The sequence below is a fragment of the Mesorhizobium sp. B2-3-14 genome (genome assembly GCF_006442175.1).
GTDB classification, from domain to species: Bacteria; Pseudomonadota; Alphaproteobacteria; order Rhizobiales; family Rhizobiaceae; genus Mesorhizobium; species Mesorhizobium australicum.
Genome location: NZ_VFVP01000017.1, coordinates 44,317 through 70,219, shown reverse-complemented (window position 1 = coordinate 70,219; position 25,903 = coordinate 44,317). Strand labels below are relative to the sequence as shown.

The 25,903-nt window shown below is 61.2% G+C and carries 22 protein-coding genes and 2 pseudogenes; 14 read left to right on the top strand and 10 right to left on the bottom strand.

The genetic code is table 11. The features are described from left to right. The first annotated feature begins 35 nt into the window (after nt 1–35). Nucleotides 36–1,028 carry an inositol 2-dehydrogenase gene (gene iolG / locus FJ950_RS28430; RefSeq protein WP_140620452.1) on the top strand — a complete coding sequence of 331 codons (993 nt, stop codon included), beginning with the start codon at nt 36–38 and terminating at the stop codon, nt 1,026–1,028. A 24-nt stretch (nt 1,029–1,052) separates the two neighbouring features. Further along, a complete protein-coding gene (locus FJ950_RS28425; protein ID WP_140620450.1) occupies nt 1,053–1,991 on the top strand; it encodes a sugar phosphate isomerase/epimerase in 939 nt (312 codons plus the stop codon). A gap of 47 nt (nt 1,992–2,038) precedes the next feature. On the opposite strand, the gene FJ950_RS28420 is transcribed toward FJ950_RS28425, so the two are convergent. Then, nucleotides 2,039–2,380, bottom strand: coding sequence for a response regulator (locus FJ950_RS28420; protein ID WP_140620447.1), 342 nt, complete (start codon nt 2,378–2,380; stop codon nt 2,039–2,041). A 392-nt stretch (nt 2,381–2,772) separates the two neighbouring features. After that, nucleotides 2,773–4,545, bottom strand: a complete 1,773-nt coding sequence (gene ligD, locus FJ950_RS28415) for a DNA ligase D (protein WP_140620445.1) — start codon at nt 4,543–4,545, stop codon at nt 2,773–2,775. Between the two features lie 419 nt (nt 4,546–4,964). On the opposite strand from ligD, the gene FJ950_RS28410 reads away from it, so the two are divergent. Then, the gene (locus FJ950_RS28410; RefSeq protein WP_140620443.1) at nt 4,965–7,175 is read left to right on the top strand and encodes an EAL domain-containing protein; all 2,211 of its coding nucleotides are present in this window, start codon (nt 4,965–4,967) and stop codon (nt 7,173–7,175) included. 441 nt (nt 7,176–7,616) lie between these two features. Here the strand turns inward: FJ950_RS28410 and FJ950_RS28405 are convergent, their stop codons facing one another. Beyond that, nucleotides 7,617–8,093: a hypothetical protein gene (locus FJ950_RS28405; RefSeq protein WP_140620442.1), complete on the bottom strand. Its 477-nt coding sequence runs from the start codon at nt 8,091–8,093 to the stop codon at nt 7,617–7,619. Between the two features lie 522 nt (nt 8,094–8,615). On the opposite strand from FJ950_RS28405, the gene FJ950_RS28400 reads away from it, so the two are divergent. From FJ950_RS28400 to FJ950_RS28380, 5 genes are all read left to right on the top strand, one after another. Continuing rightward, complete coding sequence (locus FJ950_RS28400; RefSeq protein ID WP_140620440.1) at nt 8,616–9,500, top strand: DUF3991 and toprim domain-containing protein; 885 nt, start codon at nt 8,616–8,618, stop codon at nt 9,498–9,500. A 968-nt stretch (nt 9,501–10,468) separates the two neighbouring features. Next, the gene (locus FJ950_RS28395) at nt 10,469–11,056 is read left to right on the top strand and encodes a hypothetical protein (RefSeq protein ID WP_140620438.1); all 588 of its coding nucleotides are present in this window, start codon (nt 10,469–10,471) and stop codon (nt 11,054–11,056) included. Between the two features lie 561 nt (nt 11,057–11,617). Further along, complete coding sequence (locus FJ950_RS28390; RefSeq protein ID WP_140620436.1) at nt 11,618–11,803, top strand: hypothetical protein; 186 nt, start codon at nt 11,618–11,620, stop codon at nt 11,801–11,803. A 222-nt stretch (nt 11,804–12,025) separates the two neighbouring features. Continuing rightward, on the top strand, nt 12,026–12,940 hold the full coding sequence (locus FJ950_RS28385; RefSeq protein ID WP_140620434.1) for a zincin-like metallopeptidase domain-containing protein: 915 nt from the start codon (nt 12,026–12,028) through the stop codon (nt 12,938–12,940). A 400-nt stretch (nt 12,941–13,340) separates the two neighbouring features. Then, nucleotides 13,341–13,637 (top strand): DUF736 domain-containing protein, encoded by a 297-nt coding sequence (locus FJ950_RS28380; RefSeq protein WP_140620432.1) that lies wholly within the window; start codon nt 13,341–13,343, stop codon nt 13,635–13,637. A gap of 500 nt (nt 13,638–14,137) precedes the next feature. On the opposite strand, the pseudogene FJ950_RS28375 reads toward FJ950_RS28380, so the two are convergent. The 4 genes and pseudogenes from FJ950_RS28375 to FJ950_RS28360 form a co-directional block, all read right to left on the bottom strand. Beyond that, nucleotides 14,138–14,368 (bottom strand): annotated as a pseudogene (locus tag FJ950_RS28375) (WGR domain-containing protein); the annotation flags it as partial. A gap of 172 nt (nt 14,369–14,540) precedes the next feature. Next, complete coding sequence (locus tag FJ950_RS28370) at nt 14,541–14,900, bottom strand: helix-turn-helix transcriptional regulator (RefSeq protein WP_246681396.1); 360 nt, start codon at nt 14,898–14,900, stop codon at nt 14,541–14,543. Between the two features lie 300 nt (nt 14,901–15,200). Beyond that, on the bottom strand, nt 15,201–15,536 hold the full coding sequence (locus FJ950_RS28365) for a hypothetical protein (RefSeq protein WP_140620426.1): 336 nt from the start codon (nt 15,534–15,536) through the stop codon (nt 15,201–15,203). Further along, nucleotides 15,536–16,234 carry a ParA family protein gene (locus tag FJ950_RS28360; RefSeq protein ID WP_140620424.1) on the bottom strand — a complete coding sequence of 233 codons (699 nt, stop codon included), beginning with the start codon at nt 16,232–16,234 and terminating at the stop codon, nt 15,536–15,538. The genes FJ950_RS28365 and FJ950_RS28360 overlap by 1 nt, the downstream gene beginning before the upstream one ends. Nucleotides 16,235–16,587: 353 nt before the next feature. Here FJ950_RS28360 and FJ950_RS28355 point away from each other — a divergent pair, with 353 nt between their 5' ends. Together FJ950_RS28355 and FJ950_RS28350 are read left to right on the top strand one after the other, a co-directional pair. Beyond that, nucleotides 16,588–16,902 (top strand): plasmid mobilization relaxosome protein MobC, encoded by a 315-nt coding sequence (locus tag FJ950_RS28355; RefSeq protein WP_246677770.1) that lies wholly within the window; start codon nt 16,588–16,590, stop codon nt 16,900–16,902. Then, complete coding sequence (locus tag FJ950_RS28350; RefSeq protein WP_140620420.1) at nt 16,902–19,046, top strand: conjugal transfer protein TraA; 2,145 nt, start codon at nt 16,902–16,904, stop codon at nt 19,044–19,046. The genes FJ950_RS28355 and FJ950_RS28350 overlap by 1 nt, the downstream gene beginning before the upstream one ends. Before the next feature lie 36 nt (nt 19,047–19,082). On the opposite strand, the gene FJ950_RS28345 is transcribed toward FJ950_RS28350, so the two are convergent. Further along, on the bottom strand, nt 19,083–21,479 hold the full coding sequence (locus tag FJ950_RS28345) for a 1-deoxy-D-xylulose-5-phosphate synthase N-terminal domain-containing protein (protein ID WP_140620418.1): 2,397 nt from the start codon (nt 21,477–21,479) through the stop codon (nt 19,083–19,085). 123 nt (nt 21,480–21,602) lie between these two features. Here FJ950_RS28345 and FJ950_RS28340 point away from each other — a divergent pair, with 123 nt between their 5' ends. Then, the gene (locus FJ950_RS28340; protein ID WP_140620416.1) at nt 21,603–22,076 is read left to right on the top strand and encodes an Lrp/AsnC family transcriptional regulator; all 474 of its coding nucleotides are present in this window, start codon (nt 21,603–21,605) and stop codon (nt 22,074–22,076) included. Nucleotides 22,077–22,426: 350 nt separating this feature from the next. Here the strand turns inward: FJ950_RS28340 and FJ950_RS28335 are convergent, their stop codons facing one another. Continuing rightward, complete coding sequence (locus tag FJ950_RS28335) at nt 22,427–22,798, bottom strand: ArsR family transcriptional regulator (RefSeq protein WP_140620414.1); 372 nt, start codon at nt 22,796–22,798, stop codon at nt 22,427–22,429. Between the two features lie 197 nt (nt 22,799–22,995). Continuing rightward, nucleotides 22,996–23,229, bottom strand: a complete 234-nt coding sequence (locus FJ950_RS28330) for a hypothetical protein (RefSeq protein WP_140620412.1) — start codon at nt 23,227–23,229, stop codon at nt 22,996–22,998. 449 nt (nt 23,230–23,678) lie between these two features. Here FJ950_RS28330 and FJ950_RS28320 point away from each other — a divergent pair. The 3 genes and pseudogenes from FJ950_RS28320 to FJ950_RS28310 all read left to right on the top strand — a co-directional run. Further along, nucleotides 23,679–24,172, top strand: a pseudogene (locus FJ950_RS28320) (helix-turn-helix domain-containing protein); the annotation flags it as partial. 155 nt (nt 24,173–24,327) lie between these two features. Next, entirely contained in the window at nt 24,328–24,579 is a 252-nt protein-coding gene (locus tag FJ950_RS28315) for a helix-turn-helix domain-containing protein (RefSeq protein ID WP_140620410.1), read from the top strand. Beyond that, complete coding sequence (locus FJ950_RS28310) at nt 24,579–25,892, top strand: type II toxin-antitoxin system HipA family toxin (RefSeq protein WP_140620408.1); 1,314 nt, start codon at nt 24,579–24,581, stop codon at nt 25,890–25,892. The genes FJ950_RS28315 and FJ950_RS28310 overlap by 1 nt, the downstream gene beginning before the upstream one ends. Nucleotides 25,893–25,903: the final 11 nt, after the last annotated feature.

Here is a 25,903-nt window from a genome sequence, read left to right as displayed (position 1 = left end):
CCGGCACCATGCTGCCTTTTAGGAAAATCAAAGAGATGATCGATGTCTGTCTGTTCGGAGCGGGCCTTATCGGCCAGGTACATGCGGCCAACCTCGCGCGCCACCCCCGCGTGCGCCTGCGCTACATCGTCGATCCGAACCCCGAGGCTGCATCGAAGGTTTCGGCCCTGACAGGGGCCGAGATCGCCGACACCCAGACTGTGATGAACGACCCATCAATCGGCATGGTGTTCATTGCTTCGGCGACGAGAACGCATGCCGACCTGGCCATGGCCGCGGCCGCCAGCGGCAAGGCGATCTTCTGTGAAAAGCCGATCGATCTCGATCTCCAGCGCACCGATCAATGTCTGGCGGCTGTCGAGAAGTCAGCTGTGCCCTTTCAGATCGGATTCAACCGTCGGTTCGACCCGAGCTTTCGGGCGCTGAAGGCGCGACTTGCGCAAGGCGAGATCGGTGCCGTCGAACAGGTCATCATCACCAGCCGGGATCCGGAGCCGGAAACCGAGGAAGCGCTGGCGGGAGGAGGGGGGGTCTTCCGGGAGATGACCATTCACGACTTCGACATGGCACGAAACCTGTTGGGCGAGGAGCCGGTCGAGCTCTTCGCGACCGGGTCGTCGCTTGTCGCGCCGCAATATGCCAAGCTGGGGGACTACGATACCGCGATGTTCGTGCTGCGCACGGCGTCGGGCCGGCAATGTCACATCAATAACAGCGTCAGGGCCGCCTACGGCTACGACCAGCGCGTCGAGGTGCATGGCGCGGACGGGATGCTGAGGGCCGGCAACAGGGTGCCGACATCGGTCGAAATGTCAGGCGCAAAGGCGATATCGCGCGACAAGCCCTACTACTTCTTCGTCGAGCGCTATGCCGAGTCCTACGCGGCCGAGATCGATCATTTCATTACCTGCGTTGAAACGGGGCGACGGCCTGACGTCACGGCAAGCGACGGCCGCAAAGCGATGATCCTATGCGAGGCAGCGCTTGCCTCCGCCAAGTCGGGCCGGTTCGAGACCGTCAGGTTTTAGATCAACCGAAATGAGGAGCTTCCGATGAAGATCGGCATGATTACGGACAGCCTCGGCGACCTCTCATTCGACGAGATGTTAGCCGCCTCCGCCGAGCTTGGGCTTCAGACATTGGAGTTCGCGTGCGGAAACTGGTCGTCGGCGCCCCATATCGACCTGCAAGCCATGCTCGCGAGCGCTGCCGCGCGCAAGGAGTTCGTCGCCAAGATCCGGGATCACGGGCTGACGATTGCAGCGCTCAATTGCTCGGGCAACCCACTGCACCCGGGCCCCCAGGGGAAACTCCATCATGGTGTGACACAGGACACCATTCGCTTGGCCGGCCTGATGGAGATCGACCGTGTCGTCATGATGTCAGGCTTGCCGGGCGGACCGGGCGACGCCAACCCGAACTGGATCATCACCGATTGGCCGCCGGAATGCCTCAAGATCCAGCGCTATCAGTGGGAGGAGCGGATCATTCCCTACTGGCGCGACCTCGTGGCGTTTTCAAAGAACCTTGGCATTCACAAGCTATGCCTGGAACTGCATGGCCATCAGGCCGTGTACAATGTCCAGACATTGTTCAAGCTGCGTGACGCTGTCGGAGAGACGGTCGGGGCCAACTATGATCCCAGTCACCCGCTGTGGATGGGGGCGGATCCGATTGCCGGCATTCGCACGCTCGGCTCGGCCATCTACTATGTCCACGCCAAGGATACCCGGGTCGAGCCCATCGTCGCAGCCATCGACGGCACGCTGGACCCGCGCCCACCACACCTCTATGCCGAACGAGCGTGGAATTACATCACACTAGGATACGGTCACGGTGAGACCTGGTGGCGGCAGTTCTGTACCGCTCTCAAGCAGGTTGGCTACGACGACGTCTTGTCAATTGAGCACGAGGACATGATGCTGACCCCGATGGAAGGTATGCGAAAATCCGTTGCGCTGCTGCGCAACGTCGCAATCAACCTGTCTTAATCGGCGACTTGGCGAAGTTGGCTGCAAGCGCATCGGGCGCGCCCCCGTCATTGGAGCTGACCGCGATGGCAGCCCGGGTTGGATGGCTTGCCGAACGCAATGCCGCGACTGAATACGTCATCCTTGGCCACGGGGTCACTGCCGGTGTGGACAATGAACGGCACGCCGCGAGCTACGAGCGTCTTTGCCAAGGCGGAGCATTCTCCGTCCTTCAACGAGACATCCAGCACGGCGGCGTCTGGTCGGGCTGCCGCCAAAAAGGTTTCACCTTCCGCACATGACGCCAGCACAACCGCGTTGAAGCCACCGTCATTCAGCGCGGCCTCGATATCGAAAGCGATAAGGGCCTCATCTTCCAGGATGAGGACGACGGGTTTTTCCGAAGGCATCCGTATCAGGCAGGCAGGGGTTGGCTAATCGAGTTCTGCACAGTCTTTGGTTGCCATTTTTCCCGTATGCCCCCCATAACAAATGGTGGTATCCAGTCGCAGACAAGGAAGATGATGGTCGTTTCCAGCCGAGCGCGGCTGCGGAAGCCATCGGGCCAATGCACGTCGGGAGTAATCGCCGACCGCTCCGGCAGGGGATCGCTTGCACCAGCCTTGCAGGCGCGCGGATCGGGCCAATGACAATTGCCGCGTTGAGGCCGCTCCGGCAGTGCTCGGCTCCCGGCGACCTCATGCGTGACCGAAGCGGCACGATCCCTTACCGCGCCGGAATCGAGGCGGCAAGGGCAGCAAAATTGGACAGCACTGCCAAAGCACGCCGCACTGGCTTCACCTCAGGCTGCTTTCCTGATGACTGCCTTGAACGGGTGATCCATGGTGAAGGCGTCTGGACGCACCCCCCGTTCAACCTGGCCCCATGTCACAGGGTGTGCGATGGGAAATCCGAGGCGTGCTCGTGGAGAGAACGCGCCCACGGCCGTGTTGCCTCTCCCGTTGCGAAGGTAATCGATGAAAATACGTCCCGTTCTTGCCGCCGGGGCAGCAGACAGGAGGTAGCGGTGGGGATGAGCGTCAGCGAGGCACCGGGCAAGCGATTTGGCGAGTTGCCGGGCGTTGTCGTGGGTCATCTTTGTCTCAAGAGGGGCCATCAAATGGATGCCCTTGCCACCGGTGACCTTGGCCCAACTCTTCAGACCTGAAGCCTCTAGGATGTCGCGTAGCGCCAGCGCCGCTTCGATCACCTGCTCCCACTCGACGCCCTCGCCAGGGTCGAGGTCCAGCACGACGCGGTCGGCCCGCTCGATGTCGTCGATGGTGGCGTTCCACGGATGAAGTTCGATAGCATCCATCTCGACCAGCCCGAGTAAACCGGCGAGATCATCCACCCACACCCGCACGCCCTCCCCACCCTCGCGCTTCTGGACGCGCAGCTGATGCACGGCGCCCGGCACATCGGGCAAGGGACCCTTGTGATAGAACGTGGTCCCGCTCGCGTGGCGGACCAGCTTCAGTGGTCGGTGGCCGAGATGGACCAGCGCTTGCTCGGCAACCTGTCCCCAGTAGTGCATAAGGGCTTCTTTGGAAGGCGAGATCGCGTCCGGCAGCAGCTGAAGAACGTTCTCACGGGGAACTGCGTCTCCCTGGGCCCTGTTCCGCCGCTTCGACGGGGCGAGCGGCTTTGCGGGCATCGTGACGAGATCTTCGCGAAGGCCTTTGAATACTGCTTCGCGCAAGATGCCGCGGTCGGTGACGCCGCTGAACTGCACCTCGGCCAGAACGTCCGGCCTAACCCAGGTGGCCTTGGGCTTGTCGATCGGCTCCGACAATGGCGGCTTGTCGACAATCAGCGAGTCCAGTCGCTCCCGGAGCTGTCGCGCGATGCTCAAGCTGTAGCCGCTCTGGGCTTTGCCGGCATAAAGCAGCCGGTCGCCTTCACGCCTGCCGACGTAGAGCGAGGCAATCCGGCGCGGTTGAGCGCCAAGCTTCTCGACGAAAGCCACGACAGGAAAGGTGTCGCTCTTGATGCATTTGACCTTGACCCAGCTTGTCTGAACGCCGGAGCGATAGGGGGAATCGGCAAGCTTTGACACTATGCCTTCCAAGCCCATACGGCAGGCGTGGGCGAACATATCCATGCCGCTCACCTCGAGATGTTCTGCATAGGTTAGCGTCGGCGCTGAACCCATGAGCAGCTTCTCCAAGGCCGCCTTGCGCTTCAAAAGCGGCTGCTGCCGAAGATCGCTGCCGTTGAGATGAAGCAGGTCGAACGCACAGAAGATGAGCCTCGGCGAGGCCGGATTGCCTAGCTCCCGTTCCAAGGCCTGGTAGTCAGGGAGCCCGGTCTCGCCAAGAACGACAGCCTCGCCATCAATGATCGCGGACTTTGCCGGTAGGCTCGCGGCGGTCTCAACGATTCGCTTATACCGATGTGACCAATCGTAACCCCGGCGCGTGAAGGCTCGCGCTGTTGCACCCTCCACAATGAGTTGGGTCCGGTAGCCGTCATACTTGATCTCGTGAAACCAGCTGCCGCCGTCAGGAGCTTTCTCGACCAGCGTTGGCGATTGGAACTCGATGAATGACAGGCGGTATTCGGTCTTGCTCATGCGCACGCGAACTCCTGGAATCGGAGTCAAAACGTGGGACCGCGATGAGTTCCGATAATTTTAGCGAAATTGCATATATCCGGGATGGCGATGTGCCTGCTGACAGACACGTCGCGCGTCTATCCCTATCCTCACAGTTTAACCCAAGGCGCTTTGTACCGTGCGATAGGTCCTGGTAGACCATCCCAGAAGCGGATCAGTTGATCTGAAAAGCTGTTGACGTTGTGGTCTCAGATGCCGTGGCTGCCGCCGCCTCGTCCAGCTCTCGCCGGTTTTCATCCTATTCGTCGCCGGACTGGCGCGTCGGCTCCGCGGCGATGTAGCGACCCCGAACAAGCCTGCCGGGCAGGGCACGCGCGGCCCCTTGTCGCGCAGGGCCTTTTAACGGTCCAGAAGTGTTCATCGCTTATAGCGATCTCATGAAACTGCTGCGACATTTTGCCGAACCGACCGGTCGTCTCTTCCTGATGCGAACGGCTTTGCCCGTCATTGGGCTGACACTGCTCATTGCAGCAGCCGCGACAGGTCTATTGCTTTGGTCCACGATCCAGACTGACCACGTTGCCGCGGCGCGGCAGAAAAGTCTGGTTGGACTGATCACGTCCAAGCTGGAGAGCGCAGTAGCGCACGACCAGGAGAGCGTCACGGTTTGGGACGACGCGGTCAACGCACTGCGCAGCGGCGATGCGAAATGGCTCGATACCAATCTCGGCAGCTGGATGCACACCTATTTCGGTCACGACCAGGCTTATATTCTCGATGCCAATGATGCGCCGGTCTACGCGTTCACCGATGGGTCGACAGCTGACCCGGGCAGCTACCGCGCCATACGCGCGACCACCACGCCCCTGGTCCAGACTTTGAGGGCAAGGTTGAAACGAGGCGATACCGAAGGTGTGACGGAACAGGTGCTCACCATAGGCGCCTCCGATCTGGCCGTTGTCGCCGGCCATCCCGCGGTCGTCAGCATCAAGCCCGTGGTTTCCGACAGTGGCCGCATCGCGCAGGTGCCAGGCCAGGAATTCCTGCATGTGGCCGTTCGCTATCTCGACGGCAGTTTTCTCACCGCCTTGCGCCAAGACTATCTGCTCGATGGCGCGCGGTTCTCCTGGGCCGATAAGCTTGCGTCCGGAGAGGCTTCCTATCCCGTTGTCGACCGATCTGGAACTATCGGCTTCTTCGTTTGGCGGCCGTACCGGCCCGGAGCATTTGTCCTCTTTCAACTCGTGCCCGTTCTCGTCCCCTTGTTCGGCCTGGTGCTGGCGGGCGTCATCATGGCCCTCGTCGGTTTTCGCAGGCGGACACTAAAGCTGATCGAAACCGAGGATCGGATCTACCACCTCGCTCATAACGATCTGCTTACCGCGCTGCCCAATCGCGGTCAGTTCAACGAGCGTCTGGCAGATGCATTGGCGCGCCTGCCGTCGACGGGCGAGCAGCTCGCGGTTCTTTACCTCGACCTCGACCGCTTCAAGCAGGTCAACGACAGCTTTGGCCATCCAGCGGGTGACGAATTGCTCAGGGAATTCGCCGACCGGCTAAGGCGGCTGACGACTGAAGGAGACACGGTGGCGCGTCTGAGCGGCGATGAATTCGTCATCATTCAGCGTTCGGTCGGCGGCGAGGATGAGGTCAAGGCGCTGTGCGAGCACTTGATCGAGTCCGCCCGTCGGCCGTTTCAGGTCGCCGGGATCCAAGTCTTTGTCGGCGTGAGTGTCGGCGTGGCGGTTGCACCCAAGGACGGGTTGGACACGGTCGAGTTGGTGCGGAAAGCCGACGTGGCGCTCTACCATGCCAAAGCGGGGGGCCGCAGCAGCTACGCCTTCTTTGGGCATGAGATGGATCGGACGCTGGCGATGCGCAAAGGCATGGAACAAGACCTGCGCAACGCGCTGGATTCAACCGGTCGGATCCAGGTCCACTATCAGCCCCTATACGACGCTGACACAAACCGGATGACGGGTGTCGAAGCGCTGGCCCGCTGGTCTGATCCGGAGCGGGGCTGGGTTGCACCGGATTTGTTCATACCGCTATCGGAGGAAACCGGTCTGATTGAAAAGCTTGGCGAACTGGTTCTCAGGCAGGCGTGCCTTGACGCGGCGGACTGGCCCATCGAGACCTTGGCGGTGAATGTGTCGGCCCTGCAGCTGAATAATCCCAGTTTCGCCATGCGGGTGACCAGTATCTTGTTGGAGACGCACATGGACCCGCGGCGGCTCGAAATCGAAGTTACCGAAAGCGCTCTGTCGGAGCGCCGGAGCGAATGCCGAAACAACATCGAGGCTCTGCGCAGCATCGGGGTGCGCTTTGCACTCGACGATTTCGGCACCGGCTTCTCCTCCTTGGGAAGACTGCAGACGCTGGAAGTCGACAGGATCAAGATCGACCGAAGCTTCGTGCAGGGCTTTGGTCGTTCCAACGGTGACGAGGCCATCGTTCAGGCGATTATCAACCTGGCCCGTGCGACGGGACTTAGTACAACTGCCGAAGGGGTCGAGACCGAAAGCCAATGCGATTACCTGCGCGAGCTCGGCTGTGACCAGCTCCAAGGCTTTCTACTGTCGAGGCCACTGCCCAAGGGGGAGCTTCAAGAGCTTCTCGGGGTCGTGTCAGCGCGCGCCTCTGCATAGGAAGCCCAGCCGGGCCGAGCCATAGAAGGCTGACCAACGCGCAGCGCAGCGTTCCGGCAATCGATACGGCACTCCTGGCCGGGGGTAGTCTGTCCCGCGTCCCGCCTGCGGCGGCGCCATGCTGACGCTCCTTAGGCTACCCTTTTAACCGGTCTCGTCGTTGCAGTCGGTCCCGCGTCGCGCCTGCGGCGCCGCAAGGGCTGACGCTCCTACGGCTGCCCCTTGCATCAGGTGGCCGCTGGCGAGCCCGAGGTGACCGACCTCGCTGGACGCCGCTGGCAGCGCGTAGCCGATCCGTTGAACTTGAGGAGCGGCCGAGGAGTCGGTGCTGCGCATTGGCGACGGGACAACGAGGTTGCTGACGTTCTGCATGGTTCGACACAGAAGCGAGCCGCCTGTCTCTAAAAACGCAATTCGGCTGGCGCGCCATGTAACCGACCCTCAGCAGCCCTGGACCTTCAGTGATTTGACCATGCGAATGATAAGCGGATCATAAGGGACCTTCTCGGTGCGAGCATAGTTGACGGTAAACAATGCAGCTCTGTTCCGGCAAATCTTGATAGCCCGGACATAAAGGATCTGGCCCTCCTTCACTCCTGAATAGCTGGCCCATTGCGGCGTCACTCGCTTATAGGTCACCTTCCAGCCGTCGTTCTCGTTCACGGCAATGCGATGCTCGATCTCGGTGCGAAAGCTTGCCTTGCCGAGTTGCGCCCCCCAGACGGCAAGAAATGCTTTGTGTCGGCCTTCGAAGGCTGCCCCTTGATCGGTGCGTTGGGCAAGTACAAACCCCGGGGGAACGTCGAATACGAACCCGAGATGCTTGATGCCAAAGCCCTCCCATTGCGCCGCACCCAGCAGTGTTGTGGGGATCATCATGGCGCCCAAACTGAGCAGAAAAAGGGGGAGACGTTTCATGGGTGTAATCCTGTCGTCGTGTGGCCTGCGCCTGACAGCGCAGGCCGGCCTGGCGGAGGGCAGCCACCCGCGGCTCCAAAGCCAGCGGACCTTTTCAAATCTGACTTGGCGCTCTTTGTTCCATTAGGAATCAAGAATATGCCGGGCACCCGCGTCGGGGCCTAATGGCGCGCGCCAGTTACAGGTAGCGCTGCCGGCCGGCACCGGCAGCGGCCGGGTTGCCGCGCTGCGCCAAGGTGACCGCTCCAGGAGCCACGGATCGCGCCTCGACGAAAACGGACATATCCACACTGTGTGCGTTGCTGACGAGAAGTGCTGCCGAAATCATTGGTCATCGCTGCCGCTTGCGTGCTGCGCCCGGCAAGGGAAGCGGCGCCGCGGTCTCGTCTGCCTCGCAAACCCGGCACAAATGCGCATCACGCCCGCGCCCTTGCCTGCCTTGCTCTTCGCGGCCTCCGGTCCCTGTCCAGAGAATATTGGGCGGACTTGAAACAGGGAGCGCGACAAGGTGCGCGAGCGAAGATGGAAAAAGTAAAGCTTGAAGAGCTGAAGGACAAGGTGCCCTGCGCCGCCGTGCTTGAGCACGCGGGCTTCGCCCTCGATCTCAAGGAAAGCACGCGCAAGGCGATGAAATATCGCCGCGATGCATCGATAATCATTGTTATCCACGAGGGCAAGGGCTGGTTCGACCCGCTCTCGGATGCCAAGGGAGATGTCTTCGGGCTGCTTGAGCATCTCGAGGGCATTCCCTTCGTCACGGCGATCAACGAAGTCGCGGACCTCGTTGGTATCGCGGTTACCGCGCCGGTGTGGCAGCGCAGCTTCCGTCAGCGGCAGCCCGAACTGTCGATAGCGGATCGCTGGCAGGCCCGGCGCAAGCCATGGCTCGGATCGGCGACTTGGCGCTACCTGCGAGACGGTCGCCATCTCCCCGAGCCGATTCTGCGCGCCGCGGTTATGGCCGGTCTCCTGCGCGAGGGGCCGCATGGCAGCATGTGGGCGGCGCACACTGATGCAGATGGCTCCGTCACCGGCTGGGAAGAACGTGGACTGCACTGGCGCGGCTTTGCCACCGCCGGTGCCAAGGTACTGTTCCGCTTCGGCCGCCCGGAGGCGTCCCGCCTCTGCGTCACCGAGGCGGCCATCGACGCCCTAAGTCTCGCTGCGCTGGAACAGCTTCGTCCCGACACTCTGTACCTCAGCACGGCCGGTGGCTGGTCGCCGGGTACGCACGCAGCGATCCACGCGCTTGCGGTCAGGGCAGGTGTCCAACTCGTCGCCGCCACCGACAACAATGCCCAGGGCGAGGTCTATGCCGGCAGGGTTCTAGCGCTCGCCGAGGCGGTCGGATGCAGCGCCGAGCGGCTGCGCCCAGAATTAGACGACTGGAATGCCGACCTGACATGAAGGCGCAAAAGGATGGGGAGGAGCGGTCTTGACCCCTCCGGTCGCGGTGGCAGCCGCAGGAAGCTGTCCGGAAGGGCTGAAGAAGATGGTGAGCCATAGGGGATGTGCCTGCATGAAGCCGGCCATGAGCCGCGGAGTGGTCGCGATCCGGGTCCACCGCACTTGCTCGCCAGGCCCAGCTCTGCGCTCCACCGCCATCGAGCGCCCCGAGATCGGTGCGGGTCTTCGACCGGCCCGGCGACTATGTCGAACTCGTTCATATCGGCCCCGCGTCGCGCAGCCGCCAAGCATGGCTCTTGGAGCTTGGCTATCCGATTGGGTGACCAAAGCGTCTCGTCGGGTTAAGCCGCGCCGTCGAGACGGAGTTGCGGGGCCCGTTCACACCCTTCCTGGCGGAGCGGCAGCCGGAGATTGACGCGTTGCCGCGGCTAGCTGGCACGGCGGACAAGCAATCGCCAACAGTTGTCGACCTGCAGGGCGAGGCGGGGATATCTGCGAGCAGGTGGAGCGATGCAGTTGTTCGCGCGAGACCTGGCGCGCTGCCGGCGATACCGCATCCGGCAAGCACACCGGCACCGTCTTGGTAAGGGTGCTCGCGGCACAATGGGACAGGTCCAGCCCGCTGGTCAGGCACATGGTCTTGAGCGCCTGTCCTTCCCTTTCCGTTTCGATAACTAGGCCCGTGCCGGTCCTCCCCGGGCTTGAAGCGGTCCTGAACCGGCGGTCGTTCACTTCAAGGCCGCGTTCCGCGCCGCGCGGCGGCCGGAGCGATCCAGTCTCGGCATAGCAGCCCCGCGTCCCGCGCGAGGGCTGGGAAGGAGCCCTGCTTGGCCGCAAACCTGCCCTGCTCGCCTCGGTCCACCCGGACCTTGAAGCGAACGCCGCTCGGCCGGTTCTGTGGGTCCGCGCCCGAGGGCGGGCCGGCACGGAGCCGGTCTGCGCTTCGGAAACCGAAGAAAGGATGTGTCATGATCAAGAAAGCTGCCAATCCTCGCTCTACCGCTCGCGTGGTGCCGCTGCGCAAGGCAACCACCTTGCAGATGGTGCGGTTCGCCTGCCCCGATGCCGCGCAGTGCTCTCTCGTTTCCGAGAGCTTCGGCCTGCCTGTCCTCGACAGCGACGGCATCCGCGACCTGCACGAAAAGCTGATCGTCGACACCGCAGCAGCGCTGGACGAGGGGCTTGGCGAGCGCGCCATGCAGATCCACCTGCAGCGCGTCGTCGGGGCCTTCGTCGGGTCCGCCTACGGCGCCGGCCAGTTCTACAGCCGGGCGGTCTCCCAAGCTCGCGACGCAACCGCCAAGTCCGCCTGTGACGATCGGGACGAAGATGTCGGTGGTCCCGTTGGTTTCGACAGCGCCGCCCAGCGCCAGCGCGAGTTCGCTGCGGACATGGCACTCCAGGCCCACGCTTTGCGCATGGCCGCCGAGGGGGCCATCATCGCCTATGAGCACGTTGTTGGCGAGGTCTGGAAGCCTTTCGAGCGGTCGGTCGAGAACTCTGGCCCCACAGTCGACCGCAAGGCGGCCGAGCTGCAGATGGCAGCTCTCGGGTAGGCGCCTTCAGGGCGGGGCTCTGCCCCGCTCTTCGCTTGCCGCGCCCCAACTTCTCCCGCCTGCCTCGGCGGGGGAGGTCTACTGAACCCGGGACCCGCCAACTCAACGGATGGTCCTAGGGCGACCCGTTGGCTCGAGTGTTGGTGGCGCATGCGGATTTGCCTCAAGGATCGATAAAGATGGGTCAGGCACTACACAGCCGTTGAGAGATCACGTTGCCGCGGCAATTCCAACGCTGCTCAGCTTGGGTCCGGCAGGTCGCCCGGCCGCGCCAAATGTCCGACAGAATGGCCGCCGCGGTCACGCTGCCGATCCATGGAGCCGCCTTCAGGCCAGTGACATCGGATGCGGCCGAGCACTGCCGGCCCGGACTTGAGCAATCCAATCCCGCTCTTTCGTGATGGCTTTCCTGGTGCGGCGCGGTCTTCCACGATCAACCCGCAAGGGGTCCGCTAGCAAGCTGCGGCCGCTCGGCTGTCGCCTCGCGATGATCGCGCCCGCCGCCGCACCCCGACGCAGCCATTGAGCGGGGATTGGCCCGCTCCAAGATGGAGCCCTCAGATGTCGCACGATCTCACTCTTGCCCAGAAGGCCGCCTGGCATCTCGCCCGCACCCTCATGGCCCCAGTCGTTCTCTTCCAGGTCGACGCCGAATTCGGCATCCTGCCCGCCGACGAGCTCGATGACGCAGAGGTCGAAATCCTCTGCGAATACGATCCCTACCGGGGCGGCCGTGCGATTCGCTGAGCCGACCCTTCTTGCGAGACGTATCGAGGCGGCGCCCAGCGCCGCCTCTTTCGCGCCCCGTCTTTCCCGCGGTCCTGGCGCAGCAAGACAGTCAGCGCAACGGCTGCGCCGTCCTTCGCTGGCGCTATGGCCCTGCGGGTGCGCTGCCCGTCTTCCTTCGCCACCGGCGGACCGTGACGGGGCCGCGATCGGCGCGGCCTCCAAAACCAGAGGTTCAGAGAGATGAGCAGAAAAGGGCCGCGCGTCGACATCTATGCGCGGATCACCGATCGGATTGTCGCCGATCTCGAGAGGGGCGTCCGCCCCTGGATGCAGCCATGGCACTGCGCCACCGCCGTCGGTCGGGTGACCCGACCGATACGGCATAACGGCATGCCCTACAACGGCATGAACGTGTTGTTGCTGTGGTCAGAGGCAATCGCGCGGGGCTTCTCCAGCCCGATGTGGATGACCTTCAAGCAGGCGCTCGAGCTCGGCGGGGCGGTGCGCAAGGGAGAGTCGGGCACCCTGGTGGTCTTCGCAGGCCGCCTCACCAAGACGCAAATCGACGCCTCGGGCGAGGAGTTCGACCGCGAGATCCCGTTTCTCAAAGCCTACAGCGTCTTCAACGCCGGCCAGATCGAGGGTCTGCCCGACCAGCTTTATGAGCGGGTTGAGCCGGTTCGTGAGCCGGTCGAGCATATCGTTCACGCCGACCGCTTCTTTGCCAACACCGGTGCGGTCATCCGACACGGCGGCGATCGCGCTTACTTTTCGCCTGCGACCGACCATATCCAGATGCCGCCGCTCCAAGCCTTCCGCGATGCGGCGGCCTATGTCGCGACGCTCAGCCACGAGGCCACACATTGGACATCGGCGCCGCAACGGGTGAACCGCGACCTCAGCCGGTATGCCAAGGATCGCAGCGAGCGGGCGCGGGAGGAGCTCATTGCCGAACTTGGCAGCTGCTTCCTTTGCGCGGATCTGGGCATCGCGCCGGAACTCGAGCCGCGGCCGGATCACGCGAGCTATCTCGCCTCCTGGCTTCAGGTCCTTGCCAGCGACAAGCGGGCGATCTTTTCCGCTGCCGGTCATGCACAGCGAGCCGTCGCCTTCCTGCACGATCTTCAGCCCGCGCCCTCAATGCCACCGGACTGAGCCATCGCTTCGCGGCCCCTCCGAGATACCCGCATTATCACGGTCACACTTGCCGGGATCGCGCCTGGATATTGGACATAGCATCGCCAGCGGCGGTTTTGGCCTCGCCGAGGGTCCTCTGCTCCACGCAGTTACCAGAGGAGCGTCCACTACGGCCTTTCTTGGTGGCGTATCTCACACCGCGTCCAGCTGCTGCGCAGCCCGACTTCGATCCCGCAACAGCCATGCCGACCTTCTTCCCCGCCGTGCTGCGCGCGGCTTCCTCGCGCGCCAAGAAGCTCGGCGCTGCGCTGCCTTCCACTCGCGTTTTAGCCCTGCGGGTGCGGGCCGGTCGCGTGGTGCCCTGCGATCGCCATCAAGGCCGCGATGGTCGCGACCTGATACAGCAAGGAGAAAACCCATGGCTCAGATCGGCACTTTCACTCGCAACGAAGACGGCTCGTTTGTCGGAGTTATCAAGACGCTCAACCTCAACATCAAGGCCCGCCTGATCCAGGCCGAGAAGGAAAGCGATAAGTCGCCCGACCTTCGGGCCCTCGCAGGGACCATCGAGATTGGCGCCGGCTGGAAGAAGGCAGCCAAGGAAACCGGCCGAGAATACCACTCCGTCAAGCTTGATGATCCAAGCTTCCCCGCTCCGATCTACGCGAGCCTGGTCGAGAATGACGAGGGATACGCTCTCATATGGTCGCGCTGAGGCGGCCACGCATTGGACGCGGCGCTCCCCCGGGGCGCCGCGATCCTGCGAAGGGACAAGGCGAGAACTCCGGCGGCGAAAGCTCGACCGCAAGCCTGCTCATCCGACGGGTCGCGAGCCCTTTGTCGGCGAAGGGTCACCCACGGCGCTCAAGCCAACAGGGTCCCCGACGATCCCGGGGCGTCAGACGATCGTCGCTTCAGCGGCCCAATGCGCCAACCTGTTGGGGACAAGGAGGGGGCAGGTTTTCGCTGTTCCGTTCTCGATGGCCTGGCATCGGCAACCGACCGCGCAGCGCCCGCCGAACAGGCCGGGCGCTTGGCGCAAAGGCGAGGCATGAGGTCATTTGGAATTGGGCGCAGCATCGATGCGCCACGCCTGCCTGCTTACTTCGTGCCAGGGGTCGTGATGATCATCTGTGATGCCTTGCCGGCAAACGGCACCGGCTGGCACGCCGGATCGGGCGCACCTGCCGGGGAGACCTCATGGGGATTGCCCGAATATCCCCGATTGGACTTTTGCGCGGCCAGCCGCGACAGCGCCGCAGCTGCTTGCAGGCAATCGTCGAAAAACTCGACTTTCTGACGCCCACGTGTGCCGATGCGGCCCCATTGCCGTACAAGGGACACGTCACCGAACAGCGTGGGTTGCAATGCCATGACATAGTACCGCGCCATGTTGCGGGCACTGTCTATGCGCCGCAGGAACAGTGGATGGGTCGCGTGCTTCATGCATCGGATTATCTGCGTTCGCCCAAATACCGTCCAATGCATTTTCTGAATCGGTGGTTCGAGACCGATTCAAAACTTTGATCGAATAGCGGGCTTTCGGGCCGGGCCAGTTGCGGCCGGCATGAGCACGTTGCCGCCGGCCGGGAATCGGGGACAGGGCGCGGCGATCGCATCATCGATCGCCCGGATCGTCTCCGGCACTTGCGCCGGCGAGACCCTCGACAAGGTTCAACAGGCCTGATGCCGACGAAGCCGGCATATCAAGCACACGCAAAATCAGTTTCAGCTTATCGTCAGCTTCTTGCCGGTTCTGGCCGAAAAAATGCGGGGCAGCAAAATGGATCATTTCGATCGGTGAGCAGTCGAGAATCTCGCAAACATGAATGAGTCTCGTCGCATGCAGCTTCGAAAAGGCCCGCTCATAGCGTGCAAAGATAGTCTCATGCAGGCCGACCATGGTTCCCATCTGGGCGCGATTGAGCCTTCTGGCTTCGCGGCGTTCGCGCACAAACCGACCGAAGGCCTTCTCCATATCGCCGAAGCTCCGTACGCCTTCGAAGCCGGGTTTCCTGTAGACCGGCTTTTCGGATTCGGCGTCTTCCGTTTCGGTGAGTGCGTGCTCGTGAATGTATTTCTGAAGGTCCTTGATTGCCATTTCGAGGGCTTTTGCCAGCTCCTGTGCGTGTCGAGAAAGCACATCGATAGGACGTGCCTTTCCACCTCAAATTGCCCGATGTGAGAAAAATCAGAGCCAACTTGACCGCGAGTCTAGCAGGGGAGGGGTCTGACATCAAATTCCGCGATCCGCCAGGGAAGAACCACGTGGCTGGAGTTATAGGCCTAGCTCGTCCAAATACTTGACGATCGCCGCTTCCACGATTGCCTGCATCGTTGTGTCGTCATGGAAGGCTGCCAGTTTCAAGCGGCGCTTGGTTGGCCGGTCGAGGTTCACATTGACAAAGCAGCTTTGCCCCTTAACGCGCTCTCGTTTCATCCGGCGCAAGGCTTTTCGGGCCTCCTGTCGAAGGTCGCTCCGGTTCGGCGACGTGCGGTCTGAGTTAGGGTCAGTGCTGACTAGATCCGACGCACGATCTTCATCACCTCTCACCGCTTGCTTCCTGGCAGCGAGCGCGAACTCGTCGAGCGACAGGGTTTCCCTGCCGCTCATCAAGCGGGCCCCGCTTCTGCGCCGGAGCTCAGCAGTGCATCGATTTCGCTCACGATCTCTTGGGTCTCGCGCCGCGCTTTGGCGACAGCCTCGGACAGCGTCTGCATCTGGAGAGTGCCGATGCCGTTTTGAATGTCCTTGTAGACGTTACGCTCCATAACCTCGGTACGAAACAGATAGGTTCCGACCTTGTCCTCGATGATTGGCCTAATCTTGCGGTAGAGCTCTGTCTGGCGAACCGTCATCGAGATGCGGGTTCGCAAAACACCATGCCGGCATGCGCTGGCGCGAGCCTCGTTGATCCTGAGTACGGAGTGAAAGCAGTCGATCGCGCCAAGGACCTCGCGTTTAGACGGCTGCACAGGAGATATCACCAGGTCGGACCAACCAATCACCGGATCGATCGTAGAAATATCCTCTCCAGGCGTGTCGATGAGGAGGTAATCGAAACGGTGGCCATGGCGCTCAACGAACGCGTCCAAGGACTTGGCGGTCTTGTGGCTGAAAACGCTGATGCCTTCCGGCTGCGCGTTCTTGTCGTGGCACTCGCTCCACCATTTGGTCAGATTGCTTCTCCCGTCCATGTCGACCATGGCCACGGCTGAACCGCGCAGTGCGTACTCGCCAGCAATGTTCATCAAGGCGGTGGTCTTGCCGGCGCCCCCCTTGCCATTGATGGCGGAGATCACGACAGGCATGAGCGAGCTCTCCTCATAAACGTGTGTTCCTACATCCACTTGAATCCAGATCTGTTCGAAAGTGGATCAGTGGACAGATGGATTTCCATCAATATAGAAAAACACAGTCAAAACTACAAGAAAAATCAGTTCAATTGCGGTAAACAGGAAAATTCGATGTCAAAGCGGTTGGCAGGATACGCAAAAACGTGATACGTTTTTTCTGACGATCGAGGGACTGGCCCTCGATCCGCGGCTTCGGCCGCGAACAAGGCAGAAGCGTAATGACGAGAGCCGGCGCAGCTATCGCAAGACGGCCGCCGAGGCGGGAGAGGGTCGCACATATCCGGTTCGCCCCGGATGAGCTTGCCGTCATGAAATCGGCCGCGAATGGCGCCGGCATGTCAGTGTCCGCCTTCATCCGCACACTCGCCTGCGAGGGTGCGGGCATCCGCCCGTTTCTCAATGATGCCGATCGCGCGATCCTACAACTCCTCGCCGCGGATCTGAGTGCTGTTGCCAATGGCCTCAATCAAGCCGTACGCGCGCTCAACACGGGGCGGTTAAGCTCGGTTTCGGATATCGCCGCAGCTGCCGATGATGCCCGCGCAATTTCATTGACGGTCGCTGCAGAGCTGTCCCAGATGACGAAACGCGCCGGCGCGGCGCGGCGCTCGGGGGCTGGCTAATGGAATTTTTCCTGGGGGCTTTCGAACGGGAGTGGGAACGGCGTCGCGCAGCGCTGCTTCATGAAATGCAGCGGGGGCGCGACGCGCATGAATGTGACTGGCGGCGAAGGGGCGGGGTGGCGTTGGCACCAGACGAAACGGTAAAGCGAGGGGACAGGGCGCGCGCCGGCCACAATGCCAGCGCGCGTTCCTGTCGCACCGGAGCTGTCGCGCCGAACCGATCGATGCGTCAACGGTTCACAGCCGTGGCTCAAGGGAGCCAGCCTGCGGTGGTCAAGCTCACGTCCTATGGTCGTGGAGCGCGTATGGGTGCGATGGTGAGCTACGTCTCCCGGAATGGCGAACTGGCCGTAGAAACCGACAAGGGCGAGCAGATCATCGGCAAGGCGGGCCTGCTGCAACTTCGCACCGAATGGGAGCATCTTTTTGATAATCGTGCCTCGAGCCGGGACGTAAGTCTGTTCCAGGTGACGGTGAACTTAAAGGCAAGCGATCGCGAGCATGACCAAATCGTTCGCCACGTCCTGCGCGCCGCCTTCGGCGAGCGCCGGTTCGTTTATGCAATGGAGCAAGCGGACGGCGAGCGTTTGCGGGTGCAGGGGGTCCTGCTCCTGCGCGGGCCGGATGGCGAGCGCCTGACCGGCGACGCGAAGGCCGCGGCAATCGCCCAAGAGCGGTTGAACAGGAGCAAGATCGGCAGCGACGTCCAGGCACGGGTTCTGTTCCACGGTCACGGCAATGGCGTTGCCTTTGCAACGAGCCGGATTCGCCAAATGGTGGAGCGCTTCGAAGGGCGGGTCCGTGATGATACGGACAGCCATATCGAGACTGTCAAACAAGCCGGCGATCTCGTCCAGAAAGACTGGCGCAAGCAGATGCAAAGCCGCACAGGACGCGACATCATGCATCTGGTCGCCTCGGCGCGCGCGGGCACCGATCAAGCTGCATTTCGAGATGCCGTGCGGGAGTTCCTTGGCGATCAATTCCCCGGGCATCGGTATGTTTATGCCATGCACGATCCGTCTGACGATCCAAAAGTGGCAGGGCAGGGTGGCAAGCGGCCCCATGTCCACGCCCACGCGATCGTCACCATGCGTGCGGAGACAGGAGAACGCATCGAGACGAGCCCGCGGGAGTTTCGGGAATGGCGCTCACTGATGGCTGAGAAGGCCCGGGAGCACGGAATCCGCATGGAGCTGACCGACCGCCGCGAGTTTGCAAGTGCGCCGGCCTATGCTCGTACTCAGGTGCGTCCTGTCAGCTATGTCGGCAGAAGCGAGCATGAGGGCACCAGCCAGCCGGCACAGGCACGCTATGCAGCCAAACGTTCCAATCTCCGTCACGCGGCGAGGTCCATCCGCAGTACCAAATACGTGACGGAAGTTGGTCAGGCATGGAGCGCAATTGCGCGCGATAGCCAAGATAAGAAGGTGGCCGAGTTCGCCGCAGATCAGCTCGAACGAATCCGGGCCGCGTCACGTTTCACCCAGATCGCGACTGAGAATGAATTCTCTCGGCAAACACCGGACGGGGACGACCCCAAAGCCGTTTTGGCCCGGGAACTTTTTGGAGGCGAGGAAGCTGCCATGCTTGCTATGACACGTCCTGAGTTCGAGGCATACGAAAAGCGGATAGGGACTATTCTGGCGGACATTGAGCGCTCAATCGAGCCATGGGAGCGCAAACAATTCAACGAAGTCGTTGAAGCCGCGCGCGAAGTGATGACCGTCCGGCGGGAAAACCTCCGCATTTCGGAACAACAGCTTGCCGCCAGCGAAGCTGACCACAACACCCCAGTTCGCAGTGGCGAGCTTTCGCAGTTGTTTGAGAGCGGATCTCGAACCCCTCAAACCACATCGAACTCAAAGCACGAGCCGATTTCAGGGAATGCGCCTGTGGTCCGCAGCCGGGAGGTTGCCCAGGAGGATCGGCTGCGCAGCGCCCATCAAGCTCTTGATCCCCGCGATCTACGTGCGGGTGAAAGGACGGGATTGCCCAGGAAAATAGCGGGTCAACAAAGAGGGCTGCCGGAGCCGAGTTCGCCACGACAGGATCCACACCAGCAATCCGCGCAGCGTACGCCAGGATTGGAGCAGGAAATCGAAGAGAGGCACCCGCGTGACCGCAACGAGCGCGAGCGCTAGACCAATGACACCTTCGCGCCTTGTAGAGCCGAGATGTTAGACGGCCGCTCGTAAGTGTCGGATTGGCCTTCCAGGTGAAAGCGACTGCGCGGCTCGCGCGATGCTTTGCGCGTCAATTCCATGGTGCCGATAAAGGTCCGCGATGGTGCCCGACTGGCCGAAATGCTCCACGCCCAGTGAACGGGTCTTGTGACCCTCGACGGATCCGAGCCAAGCAAGCGTGGCGGGATGGCCGTCAAGCACGGTGATGAGCCCACAATATGAGGGGACGCTGGCAAGCAGGCGCTCAACAGGGCTTTGTGCATGGGCGACGCCGTGCTCCCTGGCGCGCTGCGCGGCCGTCCATCCCGCATTCAGGCGATCTGCAGACGTTACCGCCAAAAGGCCCACATCGCGGCGATCCTCTGCAATCAACCCAATCGCATCAATGGCTTCGGGTGCAACCGCTCCCGTATAGGCGATCACAATCTGGGCATTTGGCCCTGGCTTTCGCATCCAATAGCCTCCATTGAGGATGTCTTCAGCCAACGTCTGATCAATGACGCGTTTGGGTTGTTCAATCGGCCGAGTCGACAGTCTGAGATATACCGAGCCTCCAGTGGCATCCCTGAGCCAGCTCACGGGATCGGGCTGGGTGTCTCCATCGCGCTGGATGTATTCAAACGAAAATCGCAGAATGGTTGCAAGCTCGTCGACGAAGGCTGGCTCAAAGCTGGCGAGCCCATCCTGAGCCATGCCGATAAGTGGAGTTGCTATCGATTGATGGGCGCCGCCTTCAGGCGCCAAACTGATCCCGGAAGGGGTGGCAACGACAATGAAGCGCGCATCTTGGTAGCAGGCGTAGTTCAGCGCATCGAGCCCACGTTCGATGAACGGGTCATAAAGGGTCCCTATCGGCAAAAGCCGCTCGCCAAATGTCGAATGGGAAAGCCCCAGAGCCGAGAGGTTTATAAACAAGTTCATCTCGGCGATGCCGAGTTCGATATGCTGGCCTTTGGGCGAGAATTGCCAGTTGAAGGTCGACGGGATCCGCTCCTTCTTGAATAGATCCGCCTTCTCTTCCCGGGCAAAGAGCCCCCGACGATTGACCCATGCGCCGAGATTGGTTGAGACGGTGACGTCCGGCGACGTTGTGACGATCCGTCTCGCCAGATCAGTCTCCGTCTTGGCGACCTCGTGGATGAGAATTCCGAAGCCGTGCTGTGTGGAGACAGGAGATTGCACCTCTATGGCAAACGCCTCAGGGACAGCGATTTTCGGTGCCCGGTGGCGGCCACGGCGCCGGGCATTGAATGGAGCTTCCTTGAGGAAAGCAGCCAGCTCAGCGGCAGGCAGCTGAAGACCTTCAAACAATTCCCATTCGCAGCCCGGCCGAATCCGAAGACGAGCGCGCAGGTCTTCGGTCTGCGCGGTGGTCATCAAACCTGCATGATTGTCCTTGTGGCCCGCCAGCGGCAGGCCGAATCCCTTGATCGTGTAGGCGAGAAAGCAGATCGGCCGGTCATGCTTGCGGGCCTCTTCGAAGGTCCTCAACAACAGGGGCAGATCATGACCGCCAAGGTTTGTCATTAAGCACGCAAGGTCTTCGTCCGAACGCTTTTCAATCAACCGGGAGATTTGACCCTGGTCACCGATCTCATCGAGCAGGCGTCTGCGCCACGCTGCCCCACCTTGATAAGCCAGAGCCGAATAGAGCTGGTTGGGACAATTGTCGATCCAGGCGCGTAAAGCCTCGCCCCCAGGCTCCTCGAAGGCTTGCTCGAGCAGGGAGCCGTATTTGAGGATTACCACCTCCCAGCCGAAATCGCGAAACAGAGAGACGAAGCGCTCCCACAAGCCCTCCCTTACGACCGCGTCCAAGCTTTGGCGATTATAATCAACGATCCACCACGTGTTGCGCAGACCGTGTTTCCAACCCTCGAGAAGAGCCTCAAAAATGTTACCCTCATCCATCTCGGCGTCGCCAATAAGCGCGACCATGCGGCCTTCCGGACGGTCCTTGGCCATGCCTTTTGCTCGAAGGTAATCCTGCACCAATGAGGAAAACAGGGTTTGCGCGACGCCCAGTCCGACAGACCCGGTCGAGAAGTCGACATCGTCCGTATCCTTCGTCCGTGATGGATAGGACTGCGCACCTCCATAAGCGCGGAAGGATTCCAGTTTCGACCGTGTCTGGTTGCCGAAGAGATACTGGATGGCGTGAAAGACCGGACTTGCATGCGGTTTCACCGCGACCCTGTCTTCTGGATGCAAGACCGCGAAGTATAGCGCAGTCATGAGCGTGGTGAGCGATGCTGACGAGGCCTGATGCCCTCCAACTTTGAGCCCGTCGTCATTCGGCCGAAGGTTGTTGGCGTTGTGGACCATCCATGTGGAAAGCCACAGTACCTTGCTTTCGAGTTCCTTGAGGCACGCGAGTTGAGGATCGTTCATTTTATAACTCCACCGAGAGGAGGGAGGATAGGAAAATCCAGCGGGCGATTGCGGCTAAAAGCGCGATAAGCTAGAGCCGCTTCGGCCGGACTCAGCTAATTTTTATGCAGGAAACAAAAACCTATGCCAAAAGATGTGATTGACGATATCGATCGCAGGTTGCTGGCTGCACTTCAGTCGGATGCTCACGCGACAACGGAAGATCTCAGCGAGATCGCCGGGCTCTCTCCATCGCCTTGCGCGCGCCGAGTGCGGATGCTCGAAAAATCAGGCGTGATCAGAGCCTACGTGGCAATCGTTGATCAGGTGAAGGTTGGATTGCCCGTTAGCGCCTTTGCTTCCGTCAAGCTTGAGCGACAACGGGAGGAAGAGCTCGATGGTTTTTCGAGCGCGGTCCGTCGTTGGCCGGAAGTCGTCGAATGTTATTTGATGACCGGAAAAATGGATTTCTTGCTGCGTGTCGTCGTCAAGGATCTAGAGGCATATGAAACCTTCCTGAAGCAGAAACTCACCAGGCTCGACGGCGTGGCCTCGATCGAATCCAGCTTTGCGTTGGGCCAGGTGAAGCATGCTCACGGGTTGCCGATCGGCGTCTGACAGCCGGCCTGTAAATCTCGCGGGCGACCAGGGCACGGTAAGCCTATGGTGCCAGATAGCGAACGAATCCTATCGGGCTACGATATTGACGACGTTGATGCCGGCGCCGTTTCGTATTTGCGCTATTGCTAATATTAGTTCATGATCCTTCTGCCGGGGGGGATCGCCGGCATGGCCCGGTTGGGGACCTTCAAGCCCAAATCAACCCCTCGGTAGCCGGGCCGCTCATCATCAATTGGTTGACGAAGGCCGCCGCACAGGCCCGGTGGTATTCCAACGGATGAACTCGGTTCCTTCCCTGTCGATTCCCGCATAGACTTAACAGTCCCTCATGGGGGGTCCGCAAGGGCTCAATCTGGAATTCCCAAGTCTGCGTTTTGCTTCGAAGGGCCACTTCCATAAGCGTGGTCCAGCAGGGCAAGCAGTTTGCGGGCCGAGTCATTGCAACAGGAATAGTGAACTATGTTGTCACGGTCGCGGCGGACGCGGACCAGGCCGAGTGCGCGTAACTTGGCCATGTGCTGTGACAGTGCCGACGAGCTAAGCCCCAGTTGCTCTCGAAGCGCCTCAGCCGGCAATTCGCGGTCGAGCACGAGGTGCATGATCAACAGGCGTCGAGCATTGGCCATCGCCGTCACAAATCTTGCAGCCTCTTTAGCTTTAGCCCCAATTTGTTTCACGCGCCCCCCTGCCGAGCGAAGTTCGGCGACCGATATGCCCATCGTCACGTCGGCGGGCGCCCGTCTTTGAGCCCTGTAGCCACGCCATAGGGGTCCGTCGGGGAGCGCGCGGCGGCCTTCCTGAACGCTGTTTCATCGCGGTACGCGTAAGGGCTGGACGCCTTGCCCATGAAATGCTGGTCGATGTTCCCCTACCCACTGGCGTGCCATTGGGGCGAAGGGGACAAGGAAGTCTAGGTTCACGATCGTTCTACATTGGCTTGCATTGGCAGATTGCGCACGCGATCTTCCAGATCGCGCTGCTTTTCTTCGTTCGAGGCCAGCCGGTTGAAGGCATGTTCGGCAAGCATGGACCCGACGGATATGATCAGGAGCGGCGCGGTCCACGTCCAGCAGGAATGCAAGGCGAAACACGCCAAGCCGGCGACAGCGGCCGAAACCGCAAAGATCGCGAACCGGATCATCTGGGCCATCGTTACTCCCTGTCCAATTAGCATGATCGAGGATTAATGCAGCAAGGGGCTGCATTAGCAATGATTAAAGCAAGCTGGAAGGCCGCAGGAGCGTCATCTCAGTCGCCGAGCTGACACAAAAGCTTTTCACTGACGCCAAAAAGGTCGGCATCAGCAGCACTGAGATCGAGGAAGATACTGGCAGCCCTCACTTGGCAGTCGGGCACGACTTACAGGCGGCGGCCAGCTCAACTCTCTATATGGTTGAATCTAAACGACAATATTCCGTTCCATAATGTATGTTATGCCGCAAAATGGTTCTAGCAGCTATTTAGTAATGCGACAGTTGCCCCAGTTAGAGATGCGACACTTCCCGCGTCCGAGGCTGGTCAACATGAAGCTGGAAAGGAAGGCTAGCGACTTCACAGAGTCTGGCGTGAGGGCGGGCTTATTGCGGGAGCCGTCATGCTTTGGTCACCTTGTCGCAAAAAGAGCTGCATCGTCCCGAAGCCATCCAGAAGATCCGCGACCGACGGCTGAGCGTCGTACATGCAGCGGAGCTCCTTCACCTCAGCCGCAGTCAGGTTCACCGGCTGTTGCAGGCCTATGACCAGGACGGCGCCGGCGGGCTGGCGTCCAAGAAGCGCGGTCGGCCGAGCAATCGACGCCATGATGAGGATTTCCGCAACACCACATTGGATCTGGTAAGCGATCGCTACCGGGACTTCGGCCCGACGCTCGCCCGAGAGAAGCTGCTTGAATGGCACCAGATTGCCGTCAGCACCGAGACACTACGCAAATGGATGACGGAGCCGGAATCTGGACTTCACGCCGTGAGCGGAAGCGCCAACTGCATCAGCCGCGCGGTCGGCGTGACTGTCTGGGCGAGCTCGTGCAGATCGATGGCTCTCACCATTGGTGGTTCGAGAGCCGCGGCCCCAAATGCGCCTTGCTCGTCTATATCGCGACGCGATCAGCCGAGGCATTAAGGGGGTTCCCGTGGGAGCATCTGTTATGCGCTTCCTTGGATAATTGCGTATATCCGACTTAGCAGATAAGTTCAGGATATTCGATCTAACACATATTTACAAAATATAGAAGCTGACGCATAATTCGAGCATGGTCCTCGCCCGTACCCCTGAGCAAATCGGAAATGCTATCCGCCGCGCTCGCAAGCAGAAAGGCCTCAGCCAAGCCGCGCTTGGCGATCGTGCCGGTATGCGGCAGCCCTCCGTTTCCATTATTGAGAGCGGGAACCCAGCCGCCCGACTTGACAGCGTGCTGGCTTTGCTGGCAGCCCTCGACCTGGAGTTCCAAGTCGCGCCGCGCTCCAAGCGGTCCTCCTCTGAAATAGAAGACCTGCTCAGCTGATGGGTCGGCGGCCCCTTCACGTGCCGTTGCGGGTCTATCTGAACAACCGCCTTGTCGGCCAGCTCAGCAAAGAGTCCAGCGGCGCCGTTCGCTTCCGCTACGAGGATCACTGGCTTGCGCGGCGGGGCGCGTTTCCGGTCTCCCTCTCCCTGCCTTTGCGCGAAGATGCCTACCGGGGTGAACCCGTCAACGCCGTTTTCGAGAATCTGCTGCCTGACTCGGACGCGCTGCGCCGCCGTGTGGCCGAGAAAGTCGGCGCGCGGGGTATAGACGCCTACAGCCTGCTGGCGCGGATTGGCCGCGACTGCGTGGGCGCACTGCAATTCATTGCCGGAGACGATGACTTACCAGATATCGAAGCTATCAGCGGCGAAGCCGTCGATGACGGTGAGATTGAGAAACTCCTCAAGAACCTGGCACAGGCTCCGCTCGGCTTGAGCCGCGATGATGACTTCCGCATCTCTGTCGCCGGCGCTCAGGAGAAGACGGCCCTGCTCCGGCATGACGGACGGTGGCTCAAACCGCACGGCACCACCCCCACCACACACATCTTCAAGACGCAGATCGGCACGCTGCCTAACGGCATCGACCTCACCAACAGCGTCGAGAACGAGTTTTACTGCCTGGCGCTGGCCGAAGCGTTTGGCCTGCCCGTCAACACGGCGCGCATTGCCACCTTCGGCAAGACCAAGGCGCTGGCCATCGAACGCTTCGATCGACGCTGGACCGAGAGCGGACGCCTCATCCGCCTTCCACAGGAAGACTGCTGCCAAGCCCTCTCTGTGCCGCCGACCCTCAAGTACCAACACGAGGGCGGGCCAGGCATGGCGGCAATCCTCAATCTCCTCAAAGGCAGTGATACGCCGGCAGAAGACCAGAAGACCTTCCTCGCCGCCCAGATGTTGTTCTGGATCCTAGGCGCGACTGACGGCCACGCAAAGAATTTCAGCGTGTTTCTGGCGCCCGGTGGCGGCTACCAACTGACCCCGCTCTACGACATCCTAACCGCTCAGCCGAGCCTCGACTTGAACCAGATCACGCGCAAGCAGATGAAGCTGGCAATGGCAGTGGGAACGAACCGTAACTACCGGATAGACCAAATTCACCCGCGGCATTTCCTTCAGACCGCCGCCGCGGTCAAACTGCCGGACAGCGTGGTGAATGGGGCCATGGCGCATATCGCAGAACGTGGCGAACGCGCCTTCACCCGGGTAACTGAACTCCTTCCTCGTGACTTTCCCGAAGCGATCCACGCCAGCGTCAGTGCCGCCGCCCTACCGCGGCTGAGGGCGTTTGAAGAGGCGGTGTCCTGAGTAGGACAAGA

What these genes read in the sequence shown, in the direction of transcription:
- iolG (WP_140620452.1), top strand. Translation starts at nt 36, where the DNA reads ATGATCGATGTCTGTCTGTTCGGAGCGGGCCTTATCGGCCAGGTACAT.
- FJ950_RS28425 (WP_140620450.1), top strand. Translation starts at nt 1,053, where the DNA reads ATGAAGATCGGCATGATTACGGACAGCCTCGGCGACCTCTCATTCGAC.
- FJ950_RS28420 (WP_140620447.1), bottom strand. Translation starts at nt 2,380, where the DNA reads ATGCCTTCGGAAAAACCCGTCGTCCTCATCCTGGAAGATGAGGCCCTT.
- ligD (WP_140620445.1), bottom strand. Translation starts at nt 4,545, where the DNA reads ATGAGCAAGACCGAATACCGCCTGTCATTCATCGAGTTCCAATCGCCA.
- FJ950_RS28410 (WP_140620443.1), top strand. Translation starts at nt 4,965, where the DNA reads ATGAAACTGCTGCGACATTTTGCCGAACCGACCGGTCGTCTCTTCCTG.
- FJ950_RS28405 (WP_140620442.1), bottom strand. Translation starts at nt 8,093, where the DNA reads ATGAAACGTCTCCCCCTTTTTCTGCTCAGTTTGGGCGCCATGATGATC.
- FJ950_RS28400 (WP_140620440.1), top strand. Translation starts at nt 8,616, where the DNA reads ATGGAAAAAGTAAAGCTTGAAGAGCTGAAGGACAAGGTGCCCTGCGCC.
- FJ950_RS28395 (WP_140620438.1), top strand. Translation starts at nt 10,469, where the DNA reads ATGATCAAGAAAGCTGCCAATCCTCGCTCTACCGCTCGCGTGGTGCCG.
- FJ950_RS28390 (WP_140620436.1), top strand. Translation starts at nt 11,618, where the DNA reads ATGTCGCACGATCTCACTCTTGCCCAGAAGGCCGCCTGGCATCTCGCC.
- FJ950_RS28385 (WP_140620434.1), top strand. Translation starts at nt 12,026, where the DNA reads ATGAGCAGAAAAGGGCCGCGCGTCGACATCTATGCGCGGATCACCGAT.
- FJ950_RS28380 (WP_140620432.1), top strand. Translation starts at nt 13,341, where the DNA reads ATGGCTCAGATCGGCACTTTCACTCGCAACGAAGACGGCTCGTTTGTC.
- FJ950_RS28370 (WP_246681396.1), bottom strand. Translation starts at nt 14,900, where the DNA reads ATGGAGAAGGCCTTCGGTCGGTTTGTGCGCGAACGCCGCGAAGCCAGA.
- FJ950_RS28365 (WP_140620426.1), bottom strand. Translation starts at nt 15,536, where the DNA reads ATGAGCGGCAGGGAAACCCTGTCGCTCGACGAGTTCGCGCTCGCTGCC.
- FJ950_RS28360 (WP_140620424.1), bottom strand. Translation starts at nt 16,234, where the DNA reads ATGCCTGTCGTGATCTCCGCCATCAATGGCAAGGGGGGCGCCGGCAAG.
- FJ950_RS28355 (WP_246677770.1), top strand. Translation starts at nt 16,588, where the DNA reads ATGAAATCGGCCGCGAATGGCGCCGGCATGTCAGTGTCCGCCTTCATC.
- FJ950_RS28350 (WP_140620420.1), top strand. Translation starts at nt 16,902, where the DNA reads ATGGAATTTTTCCTGGGGGCTTTCGAACGGGAGTGGGAACGGCGTCGC.
- FJ950_RS28345 (WP_140620418.1), bottom strand. Translation starts at nt 21,479, where the DNA reads ATGAACGATCCTCAACTCGCGTGCCTCAAGGAACTCGAAAGCAAGGTA.
- FJ950_RS28340 (WP_140620416.1), top strand. Translation starts at nt 21,603, where the DNA reads ATGCCAAAAGATGTGATTGACGATATCGATCGCAGGTTGCTGGCTGCA.
- FJ950_RS28335 (WP_140620414.1), bottom strand. Translation starts at nt 22,798, where the DNA reads ATGGGCATATCGGTCGCCGAACTTCGCTCGGCAGGGGGGCGCGTGAAA.
- FJ950_RS28330 (WP_140620412.1), bottom strand. Translation starts at nt 23,229, where the DNA reads ATGGCCCAGATGATCCGGTTCGCGATCTTTGCGGTTTCGGCCGCTGTC.
- FJ950_RS28315 (WP_140620410.1), top strand. Translation starts at nt 24,328, where the DNA reads ATGGTCCTCGCCCGTACCCCTGAGCAAATCGGAAATGCTATCCGCCGC.
- FJ950_RS28310 (WP_140620408.1), top strand. Translation starts at nt 24,579, where the DNA reads ATGGGTCGGCGGCCCCTTCACGTGCCGTTGCGGGTCTATCTGAACAAC.